The organism is Aquibacillus koreensis, assembly GCF_025154055.1.
In the GTDB taxonomy this organism is placed as follows: Bacteria; Bacillota; Bacilli; order Bacillales; family Amphibacillaceae; genus Aquibacillus_C; species Aquibacillus_C koreensis.
On record NZ_JAOALK010000053.1, the window covers coordinates 102,453 to 121,199 of the forward strand.

The 18,747-nt window shown below is 38.9% G+C and carries 11 protein-coding genes; 6 read left to right on the forward strand and 5 right to left on the reverse strand.

Features of this window, described 5'->3' with window-relative positions:
* Positions 1-74: 74 nt before the first annotated feature.
* The 6 genes from NYQ66_RS15345 (at position 75) to NYQ66_RS15370 (ending at position 6,352) form a co-directional block, all read left to right on the forward strand.
* Positions 75-800: an HAD family hydrolase gene (locus NYQ66_RS15345; protein WP_259870643.1), complete on the forward strand. Its 726-nt coding sequence runs from the start codon at positions 75-77 to the stop codon at positions 798-800.
* Positions 793-1,749 (forward strand): carbohydrate ABC transporter permease, encoded by a 957-nt coding sequence (locus NYQ66_RS15350; RefSeq protein ID WP_259870645.1) that lies wholly within the window; start codon positions 793-795, stop codon positions 1,747-1,749. Before NYQ66_RS15345 ends, NYQ66_RS15350 begins: the two co-directional genes overlap by 8 nt.
* On the forward strand, positions 1,746-2,591 hold the full coding sequence (locus NYQ66_RS15355) for a carbohydrate ABC transporter permease (protein WP_259870647.1): 846 nt from the start codon (positions 1,746-1,748) through the stop codon (positions 2,589-2,591). Before NYQ66_RS15350 ends, NYQ66_RS15355 begins: the two co-directional genes overlap by 4 nt.
* A 56-nt stretch (positions 2,592-2,647) precedes the next feature.
* Positions 2,648-4,063 carry an ABC transporter substrate-binding protein gene (locus NYQ66_RS15360; RefSeq protein WP_259870648.1) on the forward strand — a complete coding sequence of 472 codons (1,416 nt, stop codon included), beginning with the start codon at positions 2,648-2,650 and terminating at the stop codon, positions 4,061-4,063.
* Positions 4,064-4,131: 68 nt separating this feature from the next.
* The gene (locus NYQ66_RS15365) at positions 4,132-5,529 is read left to right on the forward strand and encodes an MBL fold metallo-hydrolase (RefSeq protein ID WP_259870649.1); all 1,398 of its coding nucleotides are present in this window, start codon (positions 4,132-4,134) and stop codon (positions 5,527-5,529) included.
* A gap of 10 nt (positions 5,530-5,539) precedes the next feature.
* On the forward strand, positions 5,540-6,352 hold the full coding sequence (locus NYQ66_RS15370; protein WP_259870650.1) for a DeoR/GlpR family DNA-binding transcription regulator: 813 nt from the start codon (positions 5,540-5,542) through the stop codon (positions 6,350-6,352).
* 74 nt (positions 6,353-6,426) lie between these two features.
* Here the strand turns inward: NYQ66_RS15370 and NYQ66_RS15375 are convergent, their stop codons facing one another.
* The 5 genes from NYQ66_RS15375 to NYQ66_RS15395 all read right to left on the reverse strand — a co-directional run bounded on the left by NYQ66_RS15375 (position 6,427) and on the right by NYQ66_RS15395 (position 18,401).
* Positions 6,427-8,172 (reverse strand): methyl-accepting chemotaxis protein, encoded by a 1,746-nt coding sequence (locus NYQ66_RS15375; RefSeq protein ID WP_259870651.1) that lies wholly within the window; start codon positions 8,170-8,172, stop codon positions 6,427-6,429.
* A 788-nt stretch (positions 8,173-8,960) separates the two neighbouring features.
* Positions 8,961-9,128 (reverse strand): hypothetical protein, encoded by a 168-nt coding sequence (locus tag NYQ66_RS15380; protein ID WP_259870652.1) that lies wholly within the window; start codon positions 9,126-9,128, stop codon positions 8,961-8,963.
* A 338-nt stretch (positions 9,129-9,466) separates the two neighbouring features.
* Positions 9,467-10,324, reverse strand: a complete 858-nt coding sequence (locus tag NYQ66_RS15385) for an ROK family protein (RefSeq protein WP_259870654.1) — start codon at positions 10,322-10,324, stop codon at positions 9,467-9,469.
* A 473-nt stretch (positions 10,325-10,797) separates the two neighbouring features.
* Positions 10,798-12,099, reverse strand: a complete 1,302-nt coding sequence (gene secY, locus NYQ66_RS15390) for a preprotein translocase subunit SecY (RefSeq protein WP_259870656.1) — start codon at positions 12,097-12,099, stop codon at positions 10,798-10,800.
* 326 nt (positions 12,100-12,425) lie between these two features.
* Positions 12,426-18,401, reverse strand: a complete 5,976-nt coding sequence (locus NYQ66_RS15395; RefSeq protein WP_259870658.1) for a lamin tail domain-containing protein — start codon at positions 18,399-18,401, stop codon at positions 12,426-12,428.
* Positions 18,402-18,747: the final 346 nt, after the last annotated feature.

Sequence of the window (18,747 nt, forward strand, 5' to 3'; positions counted from 1 at the left end):
AGATTAACAAACAGTTGGTACCCTTGAACTAGAGAGTAGGAAATAGAAATCAATGTTAAAGGAGTTCTTTGTTAATGGAACAATCGTTAAAGAGTACTAAAAAAGAGTTAACATCAATTTTATTTGATCTCGATGGGACATTATTAGATAGCAGGGATTGTATAGTCAATGCTGCTTACGATATCGTGCAAAAATATTATCCTCAAGCACTTAGTTATCAAGAGCTATTGCATTGTTTTGGCTTGGATATAGCTGACCGTCTAGCAGACATTGACATCAGTCAAAAGGAGATTCGTAAAGAATTTATTTCCATCAAGCTAAGAAGCTATCCTAGTAACCTTTTGTTTCCAAGTGTTAAAGAAGGCTTACAAAAGTTGGTTGCTAACGGAATTCGTTTAGGAATTGTAACCAATCAACAAAAAGACTTAGTTTTTCAGCTATTAGAGAATACAGAATTGAAAAACATGTTTCATGTAATTGTTACCGGAGATGATGTGACTCACCGTAAACCTGATCCTGAGCCAATACAGCAAGCGATCGATAAATTAGGAGAAACAAATGCAAGCGTTTGGATGGTGGGTGATACCTTGTATGACCTCCAAGCAGCGCATGATGCTGGTGTCCATAGTGTTCTTTTCCAATTCTATGAGAAACATACTTTTGACCATCACCAAGTTACACCACATTTTACATTTACCTGTTTCCAAGAGTTTGTTGATTTTGCCATTACATATAAACGACATGCATGTGAGGATAACAAACCTAAAACAACGAGTAAAGAAGGTGTTCATTTTGGCTAAAAATCAAAATGTATTGAAGTCGATTCCAACTCTAACCCCTGCATTGAATAAGCAACGAGTAAAGCCAAGACCATTTCATAAACGGATAGAGCAAATTATTGGGTATGGATTTATTTTACCGACTGTCATCTTGTTAAGTATGTTTGTCTTTTATCCATTTTTACAAAGTGTTTATCTTAGCTTTTTTATGACAGACCCACTCGGAAATATCGTTGGATTTGTTGGGCTGCAGAATTATGTGGACTTATTTACGAGTAAAGAGTTCCTTGGCAGTTTAAAAACAACGTTTCTATTTGCTATTTTTACCGTTCCAACAGGTATTTTCATTTCATTACTATTAGCTGTTCTTACACATAACAAATTGAAAGGCATGCGCATATTTCAATTCATTTTTGCATTACCAATAGCGATGTCAGTTGGTACGTCCTCAATAATATGGCTATTATTATTTAACCCAACATCCGGTGTACTGAATTACTTACTTAATTTGGTTGGGTTGGAATCCATTCAGTGGTTAACAGATCCAAATTGGGCACTCGTATCTGTTTCGATGATGACAATTTGGTTGAGCCTTGGTTTGGACTATATTATTCTACTAGCTGGGTTACAAGCGATCCCAAAGGAACTCTATGAAAGTGCAAAAATAGATGGCGCAGGAAGCTTTCGTATCTTCTCTAAAATTACTATTCCGATGTTATCGCCCACGATCTTTTTCGTGCTTATAATTTCAGTTATTCAAGCTTTACAAGCATTTGGTCAATTTAACATTCTTACGGGCGGCGGGCCAATGAAGAGCACAAACGTGTTTGTCTTTTCTCTTTATCAGGAAGCGTTTGTTAACTTTCAATTTGGCCTAGGAAGCACCAGGGCATTTGTTTTATTCGTCATCATTCTACTCTTTACCTGGATACAGTTTAAATTTGGAGAAAAGAAGGTGCATTATCAATGAGTGCTCACGCCATCCGAAAAAAGAAAATCAGGCTTACAAGTCTAGTTCACTATCTCGTACTTGTCATACTAGCAATTATTGTTATCTATCCAATTTACTTTGCGTTTTCCTATACATTTATGACACCGCAAGAAGTGAGTACGGCAACACCAAATTTCTTCCCAAACAGCCTTTATTTAGAAAATATAAAGGAAGTGTTAGCAACAACACCTATTTTAAGGTTTATCCTAAATAGCTTTATCATCTCTATTGCAGTTATGATCGGTGAAATCATTACGGGTTCACTGGCAGCTTATGCTTTTGCGTTTGTTCGTTTTAAAGGTAGAAACATTATTTTCGCTTTATTTTTAGCAACCTTAATGGTTCCATCCGAAGTAACACTCATACCGAGATATTTAATGATGCAAGCCTTTGGTTGGATGGACACCTATCAAGGACTAATCGTTCCGCATTTAGCAACCGTATTTGGGATCTTCTTGTTACGACAATTTTTCATGCAGTTACCAAAGGAATTAATGGAAGCAGCCCGAATGGATGGTGCGGGACACTTGCGCATTTTTTTAACCATTATCCTTCCATTATCACGTCCAGCAATTGGGACATTAGGTGTTTACTCATTTCTTAACACATGGAATCAATACCTGTGGCCACTTCTTATGACGAATTCAGAGGAAATGCGTCCTGTTCAGATTGGGATTACGATGCTTCAAGATGAAGAATTTATGTCATGGAATATTGTATTAGCCGGGGTAACTATTGCACTAATACCATCGTTACTTCTTCTAGTATTCGGTTTAAAGCAGTTAGTAGCAGGGATAACGGCTGGAGCTGTCAAACAATAACTGCCATCTACCATGGCAGAGTATATATACATTTAAAATTGAGAGGTGGAAACATAATGCGTTTTAAATCACATCTAATTACCGTTTTGTTCGTATTCTTTTTACTAGTCACTGTTGGATGTACGAGCAAAACATCTGGTGCAATCAACGAAGGAAATGAATCATCCCCGGATACAGCAGCTAATACAACTAACGAGAGTACAAATGAAGAGCCTGCACCCGAAGGAAAAACCGAAGTAGTATTTTGGCACTCCATGGGAGGGAAAAATGGAAAAACATTAGAGAAGATGATCCAAGATTTTAATGGTTCTCAGGAGGATATCCACGTAAAACCAATCTTTCAGGGGAGCTATGGTGACAGTTTAACTAAATTAAAGACAAGCTTGCAATCAAGCAGTGGTCCCACAATTATGCAATCCAATTTCATTAGTAGCGGGCCAATGATTGATACGAAAATGGTAAGACCCATTCAGGATTTGATAGATGCAGAAGGCTATGATCTTAGTCAGCTTGACCAAAACGTACTAAGCGCTTATGAGATGGACGGCCAACTTTACTCCATGCCTTTTAATGCCTCTACATTGCTCATGTATTACAACAAAGATATGTTTGAAGAAAACGGATTAGATCCAAATAATCCACCACAAACATACGAAGAGCTGGAAGAAGCTGCAATGAAACTAACAGGTGAAGGCAAGTATGGTGCATCTTTCTCTGTAGACTCCTATTTTCTAGAACAACTCTTTACCGTACAAGGTGCAGAATTAGTCAATAACGGGAATGGTCGCCAAGATCTAGCAACGAAATCCTTCATCAATTCTCAAGAAGCTATCGATACATTCACTTGGTGGAAAAAGCTTGTAGACGATGGGCTAATGCTAAACCTTGGTACAAACACCGAAGATACGCACCAAGCATTTTTATCTGAACAAGTCGGAATGACATTAGCTTCAACAGCAGGTTTAACAAATATGCTAGAAGGTTCAAAGGGGAAATTTGAATTAGGCACCGCATTCATTCCATATCCGGAAGCAAAAACTGGTGCTGGTGGTGTTTCTGTAGGTGGTGGTAGCCTATACATCATGAACAATAAATCTGAGGCAGAACAACAAGCCGCATGGGAATTCATTAAGTATGTAGTGGGAGCAGAACAGCAAGGCCATTGGTACATTAACAGTGGGTATTTCCCAGTAAACACAGATGCATATGAATTACCAGAAGTTGTGGAAACACTAGCGCAATTCCCACAATTTGAAACAGCTATTAATCAGTTAGAAGTTGCACTTGAAAATAATGCTGGGAGCAATGCCGGAAAGGGCCCTGTTCTTGGTGTGTACCCTGACGCTAGAACGATCACCGTAGAGGCGTTGGAAAAAGTATTAAATGATGTGCAATCACCCAAAGATGCATTAGACGAAGCTGCAGAAGAAATCACGAAGAAAATCGCTCGTTATAATCAAACCGTACAATAATAAACTAACCGTGGAAAAAGGAATGTATTGACATTCCTTTTCCTTATCATTTTATGAGGAGGATTCTTATGGAAAATCAGTTAACTTTTTTTGGTGGATTAGATACTGTTGGTGGCGTACAAATTGTATTTGGGAAAGGTAACACAGGCTTGTTATTTGACGCAGGAATTCAACATGGTGGGTTATTCAACGCACCATTCATCCATTTAAATGACCCAATGTCAAAACCAATTCATGGACGTGAGCTCAGGCAATACCTCCTTACCAGAATGGCTCCACCTTTACTGCACTTATACGATTCAAGTTTATTAGGATCCTTGGATGAAGCCGACTTGCAACGCGTGTGGCCAGAAGTAAAGCTCCCATCTTATACTAATTTATTCGTTTTCATCAGCCATATTCATCAGGATCATATTGCTTTACTTCCATTTCTAGACAAAAGCGTTACAGTTTTTATGCATGAAGATGCATATTCGAGTTACGAAGCGCTCATCTCTGCAGGGTATTACTCAAGTACAGAAGCAACTATCCAAACATTTATGGATGGGCAGCATATTAGTCTCGGGGATTTTTCTATTCAAACGGTAGAAATGGACCATAATGCTTCGGGTACATCTGGATTTATATTAACAGCAGATTCAGATACATTAGCTTTTACGGCTGATTGGCGAACCCAAGGGCGACATCCTGGTCGAATAGAGAAATTTATTGATGCCTGCCGAGCAAAACAAGTAAATGTATTGATTACCGAGACAACACGTGTAAATAAACAATCCTTATTTAATGTTGAAATAGATCGTCAGGAAGATACAGTAATGCGAGACTATAGCCAAATCATTGAACATGCACCTGGACTTGTGTATCTTAATGCTTTACCAATCGATCTAGAACGAACAGCAGATATAATTTCAAGGACCAAAGCTGTTGGTAAAACATTGGTGATGGAAAAAAACATAGCCACGTTTTGGCATGAGGCTATAATAAATGGAATTTCGATATTAGAAGGACATCCTGCTATAACGGATATGACCACGATAAAAGTACTTGAATCTATTGATAGTTTACCCTATAGCACAATAACCATTGATGAAATCGTTCAAAACAAACAACAGTACGTTATTGTTCTAAGCTATAAATCAATCGCATACATGACTGAATTTGAACAATTAGGCGACAAGTTACCATCCACCTTCATTCACGCTGATGCTCCCGCCAATCAACAAGTGGTACAAAAATGGCTTCAAGCGTTTGGAGTGGAATATCGTAACATCAGTAACAAAGGACATGCTTCTCATCAAAATGTTTCTAAACTAGTGGAGCGTATTCAGCCAAATGTAGTCATTCCTGTTCACGGACTTGTCCCATCCCTTCTCCAAGTGCGAGGAGTAGCAAAATACTTTCCAGAATACGGCGAAACAGTAACATTAAATCAATTACTTTCCAATCAACATAAAGCGAGAATATAAGGATATTATGATGAAGGCGATGAAAAGAAGATCAGAAATTTTAAAGCTTATTGACCAACATGGAAAGATAACTGTTGAAAATTTAATCCAACGCTATGATTTGTCAGAAGAAACTCTTCGAAGGGATTTACGGATTTTAGATGAAAGTGGGTATGTGAAGAGAGTCTATGGAGGAGCGGTGAAACTAGAAAAAACAACGCGATACTTACCCTACGAAGACAGGTTATCGATCCAATATAAGGAGAAAGAATCGATTGCAAAGGAAAGCGTAAAGCTATTAGAGGACGGAGACAGTGTCTTTATTGATGGCCGTACGACTTGTCTTGTTTTTGCCAATCATATCCCAGCTCATTTAAACCTTACGATTGTGACCAACTCTATTTTTGTTGCACAAAATTTGGTTGCTAAGAACGGGAATTTAAAGATCCATTTAGTAGGGGGAGCACTAAATAAAGATGGCCTATTAACAGGGCTAAAGCTAATTCAAGATCTACAAGGATATCGTTTTGATAAGGCTTTTTTCTCTTGTATAGGTGTCGATAGTAAAGTGACCTACTTTGGAAAAATAGATGCGCAACAAACTGCAATGACTTTAAGCGAAATTAGTTCCGCATTGTTTTTGCTAGCGGATTCGTCTAAAATCGACCGGTCAGCTTTTTTATCCGGACTGAAAATAGAAGATTTAGACACCATTATTACCGATGAACATGCTCCGTTACACTTTATTAATCAAATAAGACGAACACCTTGTAAGATCATACAAGCAAACACTGACTCAAACGATACAACGGAAAACGTAATCGTATTGAATCGCCACGAATAAGTGAATGAATTTAAAGTTAAGGGGTCAGACCCCTCACGTGGACACTTGTCCATATGAAGGGTCAGACCCCTTAGTTACGAAACCAATTTAAACTGGCTAACTAATTCATTTAGTTGTTCGGCTAGTTTTGATAATTCATCATAGCTTTGAGAAACTTCTTCTATAGCTCTACTTGCTTCCATTGCAGTTGCAGAAGTATGTTCGACGCTAGCTGCGGATTCTTCGGATATAGATGCAATTTCTTCAATTGATGCGCTCATTTCTTGGCTACTCCCAGACATGTTCGACAACGTGTCTGTTACATGTTGAATTCTTGATACCATTTCTTTCATCGACTCTGTAACACTTGCAAACGTTTCTCCCGTGGACTTCATTTGAACTGTTCCTTTTTCTACCTCGGAATATCCACTTTGAAGAGAGTCTACTACATCTGAAGATTCAGACTGGATCCTATGCACGATCGTCGTTATATCGGTAACAGAATGTCCAACTTGTTCAGCAAGCTTGCGGACTTCATCTGCAACTACTGCAAAACCTCTCCCGTGTTCTCCAGCACGAGCTGCTTCAATCGCAGCATTTAATGCAAGAAGATTTGTTTGTTCCGCTATATTTTTAATTACAGAGACCAACTTTGAAATTTGCTGTGATTGCATATCTAATCCCTTTACCTTTTGAACAGCATTCTGCACAATTTGATCGATTAATTCCATTTGCCTTACAGATTCATCCATTAGCTGTGCTCCATTTGTCGTTAACTGCAGTACATCGTTGGATGCGTTATGTATATATTCACCATTCATATTCGCTTCCTGCATTTGAATAGAAAATTGCTCCATTGTCGAAGAAAGTTCACTTGCATTATTTGCTTGTGTCTCCGTTCCTGAAGCTAAGTCTTGCATGGTTGATGCAATTTGGTGTGATCCTATCATCACTTCATTCGAAGCTTGCGTTAATTCCTTACTCTGTAAACGAACAGTGCCTGATATCGTTGCTACTTGTTTGATCATATGTTTTAATGTGGAAGACATATGATTCATCGCTGTAGCAATTCGTCCAACCTCATCTTCTCCATTATATTGAATCCTATCAACATTCAAGTTACCATCTGCTATTTGACTTGTTACTTCTACAACTTTATTAAGATTCTTAGAAACTCTCCGACTAACAAAGAACACGAATAATCCACCAATTAAGATAGAAGCGACCATGGATACGATCAGTACAATATTGGCTGTTTGTTGACTTCTATTAGCCTGATTTATCGCATCGTTTCGTTCTTCGTCCATAAACGTTTTAAGGTCAGCTAATAACGTTATAGTGTCAGAACCAAGTTTATTCACTTCTTCCACTAAACTATTTGCCATTTCTAGATTGCCACTTTCCATAGTTGGGACAATATCATTAAGGAACAAGGTATTCATGTCACGATGATTTGCTACTATTTGATCAACATGCTTTAGTTGTTCTTCCGTCTCTACTGCTTTTCTTACATTCGCTTGTAAGACGTTCAGCTTACCAAGGTAGCTATTATATTCATCAATAATCCTTTTTTCAGGCGATTGAATATAAGATACAATTTGTAGACTTTTGGAATCGGTAATTGCGCTCATTTCCATAAGGTTTATCGCTCGCTCACTTTTAACTGTCTGTACATCCATACTTTGTTTTGTGTTCATATTAAGTTTTGTTACAACTCCAGTGGAAATACCAAATAAGAGGAAAACAATAACTAATATAATACCGTACTTCATACCTATATTATAATCGCTAAATCTCTTAATCTGTATGGATGGAATTCTTTCAATCAATCTTTTAAACATTGGATGTCCCCCTTGTTTTCTATCTTTTTCTTTAAAGATTGTCCATATTATTTACTATGACACCGACTGGATTGATGATCTACGTTTGAAACTTCCTCACCTTTTAACTCCGTATGCGTTAGAAGAATAGGATAAATTTACTATATCGGATTGAATTTTCTTATTCAACTAAATTTCGACAACTTTATGAATATTTAACATTCCTCTTGGAAAGGGGTCAGACCCTGTCGAAAGACATTTTGATAGATTTTCCATGGGTGGTGGACAGTTACTATGTTTGAATGCATATGATACATAAGAGTGGAGCAACCGAGACTACTACTACTTATCGAGAAGTTTGATCTCATGTAAATCAAATGGATAAAACCCCATCCTGCCCAATGGACTGGATGGGGTTACGTTTTTAATTTAGCCAAATGTGACTCCAACTCCCACATTTATGATATTTAATCATTGTTCCTGAAGGCTGATCGAGGGGTTTTATTTGAAGATGGATGTCGTTTGTCATGAGGGCGATGGTATGAAGAATAATCAGATGAAATAACATTGTTTGCTCTGATAATCGTTGATAAACCAGTCGATCCTCTTCATCATGAAACAGGACATCTTTCTAATCCCACGACTAGTAATATGAAACTTAGTAACAGGAGACCATATGCGGTTTTTCCCTGTCCTCGTATTTCTGATCATTGATTTATTCTTTATTTCTTTCTCGTCCTGTTTGCTTATCTAATAATTCAATTGCACCACGATTCACTTGTATTACATTCTCCATGTGTCTGAAATTACTATTCTTCAGATCTCATGCTTGATATATCGGCGCTCAACTCTAACCTTAGCTTTGACATCTCTATTTGTAATTGATTTGATTGAAACGCCGTCTCCCTTCTATGTTCTTTTTGCTCTTCCTTTACGTACGTCAATTCGTTTAAGATCTTATTCAAAATTTCATCCAATTTTCCTACCCCATCTCAATTTTCACAATTCAACTATCACATAAAAACAGGGGTCACAATCAATCAATTTCCCAAAATGTAAGCTAGTTAGTAATCCAAAAAATAATCTTAAGAGGCGAGAAACGATAAATCTATGCCCTTCTTTATGTGAAAATGCAATTATAGATTTATGCTTTATCATTCCTCCATAAAATAAAGAGGAATACAAAAGCCAAAATCATTTTCACACCAAATCGTCCTCCCTTTGTGGACAAATTAATCATTTTGTCTTTCGACAGGGTCTGACCCCTTACTCAAAAATTGTCTCTCATTTACTCCCTTTAAATCTAACAGCATCACTATACCAACTCACTCGCCAATGTTAAACAACCTACTATTCCTGCATTATCCCCTAGCTTCGGACCCACTATATACTCCTCTAAAAAGGGAGTTTCTACAAAGTCACCCATTAACACTTTGAATTCTTCTCGTATTAACGGGAATAACTGTTCTTGTTTCATGACTCCTCCACCCAGGATAATTTTGTCTGGCCTTACAATCAACGTATAATTAACGATCGCTTGCGCTAAGTAATGTGCTTCTAACTCCCAAACCTCTGAGTCACGATCGAATTCATACGCTTTTTTATTATATCTTTCTTCCATGGATGATCCAGATGCCATTCCCTCTAAACAGTTAGGATGAAAAGCACAGCAAACAGGGTAGTGATCTTTTGGGTGTTTCTGTATTAGAATATGTCCCATTTCCGGGTGTCCATAACCCTGTACAATATCACCATGCTTAATGAAGCCTCCGCCAATACCAGTCCCTACCGTTAGATATAAACAACTATCGATAGAGCCTTTGTATCCTCTTATATATTCTCCATATGCCGCAGCATTAACATCTGTGGTCAATGAAATTGGCATTGTATAACGCTCTTTAAAAGCACCAAGCAGGTTGAAGTTTTCCCAACCTTTCCTTGGAGTAGTAGTTAAGTAGCCAAAAGTTGGTGATTTTTCATTTAGATCAATCGGGCCGAATGATCCAATGCCTATTGACTTCAAAGCGTATTTTTCAAAGAAATGAAAGACTTGATTGAGTGTTTCAGTGGGGGTTGTCGTAGGAATACTTACTTTTTCAATAATATTAACCTGTTCATTACCTACTGCACATACGAATTTCGTACCACCAGCTTCTATCCCTCCATAATACATAGTTACAATCCTTTCGCAGATAGATTTATAATAGAACCTTTATTTATTGCATTTAATGTTTGATGCAGTTGCCGAATAAGCTTACCATAAAGAATCTACCTAGTTAAAGTAATGGCATTTATGATTGGGGGTCAGACCCTGTCGAAAGACATTTTGATTGAATTTCCACGTCTGACGGACAGTTTCAGAGTTATGGTGTTTGACGTGATTATTTGGTGTAATTGCTAAAACGAAACCCCTATCCATTCTCTTGGAGTGGATAGGGGTTTTTTATCATTTAAATCGGCTTGGTCGAGACAATCCATTTCTATATCGGAGGTAGTACACGCAGTCCTAATTAGCCCTTTGTTAGGATATACATATGATAGAAAAAGAGGAACACAAAAGGTTCGCACCTTTGTATTCCTCTTTAAACTGTCCTCTTTAGAAAGACAAATGTCTTTCGACAGGGTCAGACCCCTTTATAAGAAAGCTTATCCAACTTTCTTTATAAACCCTTTATAATGTCTTTTCACCAGCTGGCTTTCTAGTTGTTTCATCGTTTGTAGGGCAACGCCTACAACGATTAGTAGACTAGTTCCGCCAATTTGAACAGATTGTGGCAGGTTCGCTAAGCTACCTAAAATTAGAGGTAGTACCGAAACTGCTGCTAGAAAGATCGATCCGACGAATGTTAAGCGATACATCACACGCATTAGATATGTTTCTGTATTTTTACCAGGACGAATACCCGGAATATATCCACCTTGCTTTTGTAAATTTGAAGCCATTTGCTCAGGATTAACTTGAACAAATGTATAGAAATAGGTAAAAGCAATAATTAAGGCAACATAGATCGCCATCCCGATTGGTTGTGTGTAATCAAAGATATTATTAATGACATCCGCAGCTCGTCCTTCAAAGAAACCAGCAACCGTCCTAGGGGCAATAATAAAAGATATCGCAAAAATAACTGGAATAACCCCTGCAGCATTTACCTTTAATGGTAAATGTGTGGATGAACCACCTACTGGACTTCTATTTTGCAGTTTTTTAGCGTACTGAATTGGTATTTTACGTAGTGCTTGTTGAATGAAAATAACGCCAACTACTACTGCAAGAACAACCAAGGCAATTAAAACAACAGTGATGATGTTCAGAAATAGCTCGTCCCCAACATTGCCACCGAAATACTGTTCATACAGTTGATTCACACCATTTGGAATTGCAGCAACAATCCCCGCAAAAATAAGGATAGAAATACCGTTTCCTACACCATTTGAAGTGATTTGTTCACCTAGCCACATAAGAAAAGCAGTACCACTTGTTAAAACAATCGTGATAACAAAGAACTTAACAAAGCTAGGGTTTTCAATCAATTGCCCTCCAGCCATCGCATTAAAGCCAACTGACATCGCAGCACCTTGAATGAACGCTAGCACAATCGTTCCATAACGCGTGACTTGCGCTAATTTTTTACGTCCATCTTCACCTTGTTTTTTCCACTCAGAAAACTTTTGAACAACATCCATTTGCAATAATTGCATAATGATCGAAGCAGTAATATAAGGCATAATTCCCATCGCAAAGATCGAGAAGTTTTGTAGTGCACCTCCACCAAATGTGTTCAAAAATCCAAATACGCTTTGGTCGTTCATAAAATTAATTGCTTCTTTATCCGAAAACGGTACAGGAATAAATGTACCAATTCGAAAAACAATTAACATCAACAATGTGAAAACTATTTTTTGCCTAATGTCTTTCACGCGCACAAGATTGGAGATTGTACTAAACAAGAAAATCACCTCTGTTTGAATTTTTTACTATGATGATAAGTCAAAGCCTTTCCATACTACTTAATGCGTTCCTGATTGGTAGATTCATAATATATCCTAATCAAAAATAAAATTAGACTCTACTAGGAATATAATCAAATCTCACCCCATTCAAGAAAACGCTTCCACTGATAGAATACCATAGATTTGTAAATAATCGTATATAAAAATTTTTGTTGAGTTGTAAACAGGGGGACGGTTCTTCCGTTTCCACCAACATGCTTCCTTCCAAAAACAAGAACATCCCTTTGACTCAGAATGAGTCAAAGGGGTGTTCCACTATGCTCTTATACCTTAGTCCTTCTTCTCCTTTGGACCATAACCAATATCGCTCCACCGCCCAACAGCAACACAAACCCTGCAACTAGCCAGTTGTACATGGTTGTTGCTGTATCGGCAAGTTTCTCCCCATCTTTATCACTTGGAGTTGGAGTAACTTTTTGTTCTTCGTCATGCCCTGTTTCATCCTCAGACTCATTCTCCTGTTCATCCTGATCGTCTTGCTCTGCTCCATCACCATCTCCAGAACCATCACCAGAATCAGAACCGTCACCATGATCAGTTCCAGGGCTAGCAGGTGGTGTCGGATTTTGCGGCTCGCTGTCCCCATCATCCTCCCCATCAGAAGGCGGCGTAGGCTCCTCACCTCCATCACCATCCCCTGGTGGAACCACTGCACCATTTTCACCTTTCACAAACGTCCAGATATCAGAAGTAGTGCTACCAGTAAACTGATCAGAAACGACGGTGTACCAAGAGTAGGTCTCACCTTCTTCTAACCCAGTCCACGTTACTTCAGCCGTTTCCCCGCTCGTGACGTTTTCCACTTTTCCAATCTCATGATCTGTGTAGACATTGACCGCAAAATAATCTGTTGCCACTCGCTTTTCTTTTGGTGCTAGATCTAAGTCAATAACAAATTCATCTTTGCCTGGGTAGGCATCTGTATCATAGTAGTTATAATCATCAAGATACGGCGAATACGTATTAACGATGATTCGATTATTGTCTGTATCAAAATGAAGCAAACGTAAGTAGCCTTGTCCACCCTCTGGACCAGCTTGATAATCTGCTAGCATTTGATATACTTGACGATCCGTTGTGCCATCTCCATCATCATCGATTGCATCGATTAGTGTCTGACTTTCATGATAGTGACCAGAAAGGACTGCCACAACATTCTCATTCGGTAAAACAACTTCATTATACAACTTTTCACCAAGTGGGTGACGTGTACCCGTTGCTTGTAAATACTCATGGAAGTTTAAAATAGCGATTCGGTCTGGATGCGCAGCAAGCACTTCGTTCATCCATGCAATCCCCTCATCTTCTACACCCCAACCAAGATACACCATAATATAGTCATTTCCATCAACAGAAATTAAGTCATAGTGACCACGGTTATTTAAGTAAGAACCCCCATAATGAGGTCTATCTTCAAAACGATCTGCACCAAAATACTTGTAGTATTCCGTGTAGTCATTTGTCTTTTGAGAAACATCATGATTTCCTGCCAATACACCATAAGGAATGTTGGCATCATCTAACGTTTTCATAAAATTATCCGCGTTGTTCCACTGGTATTCCTTATCGGCCTCATCTACAAGATCGCCCGTGTGCATCACGTATTTAATGTTCATTTCCTCTTGATTTTCCGCGATCCACTGCGTTTGTCTGTCGTAAATATGCGGATAACTCTCTGAGTAGTACTGTGTGTCTGTCATCCAAACAAATGTGTAATCATATTCATCTGAACTACTTGGAATCTCATCTTGGACAATCACATTAATCTTATGATCTTTTACAAAATCTGTAACAGAAACCGTTCCTTTCAACTCAAAGTCCTCTGTACTAGCCACTTTGTAATCAACAATCTGCCATTTGCCTTCCGTATGGTTCCAAGCATACATCGTTACTTTTCTACCTTCTAAAGAATTACCATTCCAAACGAATTCAATGATGTCGTTTTCGTCTACTTGCTCGTCCACCGTTACATCAAAACGATGATATGGAAATTGGGTAGTAGAATCTGTGATCATATACTCCCCATCTAATGCAGAAGCAGCAGCAATCGATCCAGCATCAAAAACTGTCTCGCCTGCTGGAACTGGTGTATTAGGTGGCTCCACGTCGGATGCATTGCTAAACGATTGCACTTGTTCGGTATCACTCGGTTTATATTGAAAACCTTGATAGAATGTAACATCCACATTGTCACTTGTTGGGTCCACCACATTTACACGTAAAACTGGATCGCCTTCAATCGGCCCTTCTTTAGCCGGTGAATTATTTGTAGGCATGTCTGGATTTTCGTTTACAACAGCAAACTGGACCACTTCAGAAATTTCATTACCAGCATGGTCGACCGCTTCTATCTTCACTTCATGGTCACCTGGTGTAAGCGCACCTGATGAAGTCGCATATGGCACGTCTATTTTTTCTCCATCTAACCATACCGTACTTTCCTTCACGCCAGAAATCGCATCGGCTACATCAACATCAATATCGATCGCACCTTTATACGTCTTACCATTTTCTAAACTAGAAGTAATGACTGGTGCAGTATTATCAACTAAAACGTTTGTGTCAAAAGTTTCATCTTGGTCAGATACGGTAATCGTATGCTCCCCATCTGCTACAGTTGTCGTATCCCAACGATATGCTTTTGCATTGGCATGGGCTTCTGTAAGGCTAAAAGTGAAATCCTCAAACACTCTGTCAGCCCCGTCATCCCCCATGTCATACACAACGGATGGATCTGCTTTATTTACGTCTGTTAAAATCGTTCCGTCGGATAATACTAGGCGAACGTTTCGAAGGTTATAGTCATCTCTGTTCTCCCCTGGATCGCCTTCCCACGGTGTTGCCTTATTTCCTGCACGGATCGTAAATTTATTTTCCCCAAGCTCTAACTGATCTGATTCAATTGGTACAGTAATCGTCTCCCACTGTGCGATCCAATCATCAAAAATATGAATAACATCGTCGCCCATGGTCACACCGTTTTGGAAATACGTGTTGATCCCACTTACTTCAAAAGCAAGATAAGCTGTACGCTCAACGGCCTGGAATGTACCACTCGATAATGCTACTCCATCCACAGCAAGCATCACATCATTCGGACGATCATCCCTAGATGTACCTTTAATTATTTTTTCACCACTAAGAATCGTATTATCTTGTACATTAAGACGTAAGCTCGAGTTGTCTAGATTGTTTGTCACTTTTACTTGGTACTTGTCACTCGTTACCTGATTCGTCCCGTCCGAAGCAACAAAATAATATTCCACATATTCTTTTGCAATAATCTCTGGAGAATAAATACGATAATGATACAGCATGTCATCGTAGTCTTCTTCTAGTAATGCAGATTGAAAGTTTTCTTGATCATTCGTACGATAGAATACTTGAACCGTTTTTACTTCGATATCATCTTGTACATCTGCTTTTAAATCTATATCCTCTGTTTGATTTACTTCTGTTACATTCGTTACATTTTCAATCGTTGGAGCCACTTCATCCGTTGGTACTGTTACCGTTTGTCTAGGTACTTGGAAATCTTCCACATGGCCCGGAGTTGCATCTGTCACACCTGCACTGACTTTTTCCATAAGATTGGAACCATCTACTGGAAATTTATACACAATGCCTTTATCAGGAAGCGTATCATCGGTTCCATCGACATCATTGTAATAGGCAATCGATAGCTCGTGGCCAGCATTTGATGCAACAATGAGACCTCGCATACTACCATTCGCCATTCCCGCCGTATAAATCCTTACGATATCTTGGTTTTCTACTAGATTCGTTCCGAAATGACCATTAAAATCAGCTACCGTTTGGTCATCATTTTGGCCGTTCATGATCCAGAAAACGAGTGTTTCTTTTGACGGAATTACGACATCGTCTGGTACTGACGGCCAGATAATATCGCTCTCCGGATCGGTTCCGTAACGATATTGCATTTTATAATCTTCAAAATTTATTGGTTGGTCTGTATTGTTATAAATTTCGATAAATTCATAACCATCTCCACTACCAACATTCGACGTGTCAGGAACCACTTCCGTCACTAGTAGGGCAGGTACTTGCTCATAATTCACATCTTCTTTTACCACTTCGATGATGAATTCTTCTGTAGTACTTTTATTCACGCCATCCGTTGCTTCTATAACATACGTCATATCTGATTTCACATAGATCCCTGGTATTTCTACAGAAAAAGATGTTGGATTAGCCGGATTAACGTTCATCGATAACGGTATAAACGCTTCCTCTCCCTCAGCTTTTGCATATAAAGTAGCCGCCGGGACAGCGATGTTATCTTCAATCGTTGCTTCGATTGTAATCGACGAAAATGTATCCGCTTGTGAAACAGGTGTATGTGTAATGTGTGGCGGTTCTAGATCTTCCACAATCTCAGGCACATCTACAGGTTGCGCAGGTACCTGTTCAGACGCGATCACTCCTGGAGTAGGTGTAGCCATGGAACGATATTTAACCATGCTTGTCCCTTCTCTAGGATAGTTATATTCAATCACAGCTCCAGAATTATCATTATCGGAACCAAGGTAATCTGCATATATAACTTGTTCTCCCTGATTATCTTTTAAAATTAAAGCACGATTGCCACCGTTGGCAAAGCCAGGAAATGCTGGATCTGTGACCTCTATTACTTGCTCCGTTGTTAACTCTGTTCCAAAAATTTCGTTAAAATCAGTTAACGTATTTTTGCCATTGTTATACCAAAATAAAAGCGTTTCTTGTGGCTCCATTGTAGTCTCAGGTACTTGAAAAGCTATCTCTTTTCCTGAGTCCGTATAATTATAGACAAATGTATAATTGTTAAGGGCCAGCGGTTGATTGGTATTATTGTAGATTTCAAAATACTCGTAATAATCGACACCACCACCCGCTGTATTTGGAGAGATCTCTGTAATTAACACATGCGGATAGCTATCAAAATCTTCTTCTTCGACCTGTTTAATCGTTACATCAATTGGTGTTTCTTTTGTAGCAGGATAAGAAACACGGTGATTTGGATCTGTCGCAGTGATGTAGTAAGTTAGGCTTTCTGCTAGTAGCTCATTACCTGAGATCACTGCTTGGTACGTGTTATTTTCGAGAGGCATCATCTCTATCATTTGGTAGTCTGAATGATTACTCGTTTGATAGAAAAGTGTTGCCGCTACATCATTACCATCGTCCGTGATCGTCGCTTCGATTGTAACTTCTTTTCCAGCCTCAGCTTCTGTGATTGGCTCATGATTTATTACTGGTGCTGCATGAGTTGCAATGGAAACTGGCTCCGCTGGTAGCTGCTCTTCTTTTATAAAACCAGGGTTTGGCGCAGCAAGTGTTTCGTATTTCGCCATTTCTGTTCCCGTTGCAGGATACTGGTAGTGAACCACTTTACCACTAGCAATATCTCCTGGTAAAAAATTCGCCCATGCGATGTCTTCATCATTTTTTGTTTTAAATGCCAATGCACGATCTCCGCTATTATAAAAACCTGTTCCGTTATATGTAACCACATCTTCAGCGGTTAAGTCCGTACTATAATGCGTGTTGAACTCTTCGATTGGTTTGTTTTTATTATTATTCCAGAAAACGAGTGTTTGGTTGGGTTGAATAGTTACTGGATTGAATTCCATTGGGCTATCCGGCTTTCCACTTCCATCCGTGTAACGTAAAGCAAACACATGGTGGTCAAGGACAATCGGTTGATTCGTATTGTTATAGACTTCAAAAAATTCAAAGTCATCTGCTCCGTCATTGTTGGCCATAATTTCCGTAATGAGTAGTTGGGGTATTAGGTCGTAGTTGATTGATTCTTCGACTGTTTCAACGGGTTGTTCGGTAGGGAGAGTTTCCTCATCCTCTATGTTGTCTTGAGTAGGCTCTTGTGTAGGTTCTTGTATAGGATTAGCTGGTGTGTCTGTTGTTGGTTCTTGTGTTGGTTCTTGTGTTGGTTCAGTAGGTGAGCTTTCTTGTTTTTCTTGTGCAGGATCATTGTTTTGCTCCTGCTTTGGAGTATTAGGAATATCTTCTGTTGTTGTCTGGTCCTCTTCTCCAGTAGTTTCCGTATTCTCCTCCGCTTGTCCATTCTCGACGTTGTCTAGATTAATAGATTCCGTTGTGACAGTAGACTCTGCTGCGACTCTATAGCTAGGAAAAATAGGAGCAATATCCATAAATACGACAGTAAAAATCAATAAAAGCGCTGTAAACTTAGTAACATTTCTTTTCGATGACCCTCTCATATGAACCTCCCATAACTGTAATTAGCTCTAATTATAGGGATGCATTATTAACTCACTGTTAAAATATTTGTAATACTATGTAAATTCGTCTGTCATTAAGGGGTCAGACCCTGTCGAAAGACACTTCGCTAATTTTTCCACGTATGGAGGACACTCTTCAGACTGCAACAACTTCTATAAATTCTTTCAAAGGGCGTCCATCCAGCCCCAATCGTATTGATAAAATACCTGCTAGATACATCCTGTACTATTTTCTTTAGCAAACATAGTGGCTACAACTTGTAGACCCTGTACACTAGTCCACCAAAGTTATTTTTCCGCACATAACAGTAGCGTGTACCAATAA

Bases quoted from the DNA above. Each gene is read 5' to 3' on its own strand.
- NYQ66_RS15345 (WP_259870643.1), top strand. From the start codon at position 75: ATGGAACAATCGTTAAAGAGTACTAAAAAAGAGTTAACATCAATTTTA.
- NYQ66_RS15375 (WP_259870651.1), bottom strand. From the start codon at position 8,172: ATGTTTAAAAGATTGATTGAAAGAATTCCATCCATACAGATTAAGAGA.
- NYQ66_RS15355 (WP_259870647.1), top strand. From the start codon at position 1,746: ATGAGTGCTCACGCCATCCGAAAAAAGAAAATCAGGCTTACAAGTCTA.
- NYQ66_RS15385 (WP_259870654.1), bottom strand. From the start codon at position 10,324: ATGTATTATGGAGGGATAGAAGCTGGTGGTACGAAATTCGTATGTGCA.
- NYQ66_RS15360 (WP_259870648.1), top strand. From the start codon at position 2,648: ATGCGTTTTAAATCACATCTAATTACCGTTTTGTTCGTATTCTTTTTA.
- NYQ66_RS15365 (WP_259870649.1), top strand. From the start codon at position 4,132: ATGGAAAATCAGTTAACTTTTTTTGGTGGATTAGATACTGTTGGTGGC.
- NYQ66_RS15370 (WP_259870650.1), top strand. From the start codon at position 5,540: ATGAAGGCGATGAAAAGAAGATCAGAAATTTTAAAGCTTATTGACCAA.
- NYQ66_RS15395 (WP_259870658.1), bottom strand. From the start codon at position 18,401: ATGAGAGGGTCATCGAAAAGAAATGTTACTAAGTTTACAGCGCTTTTA.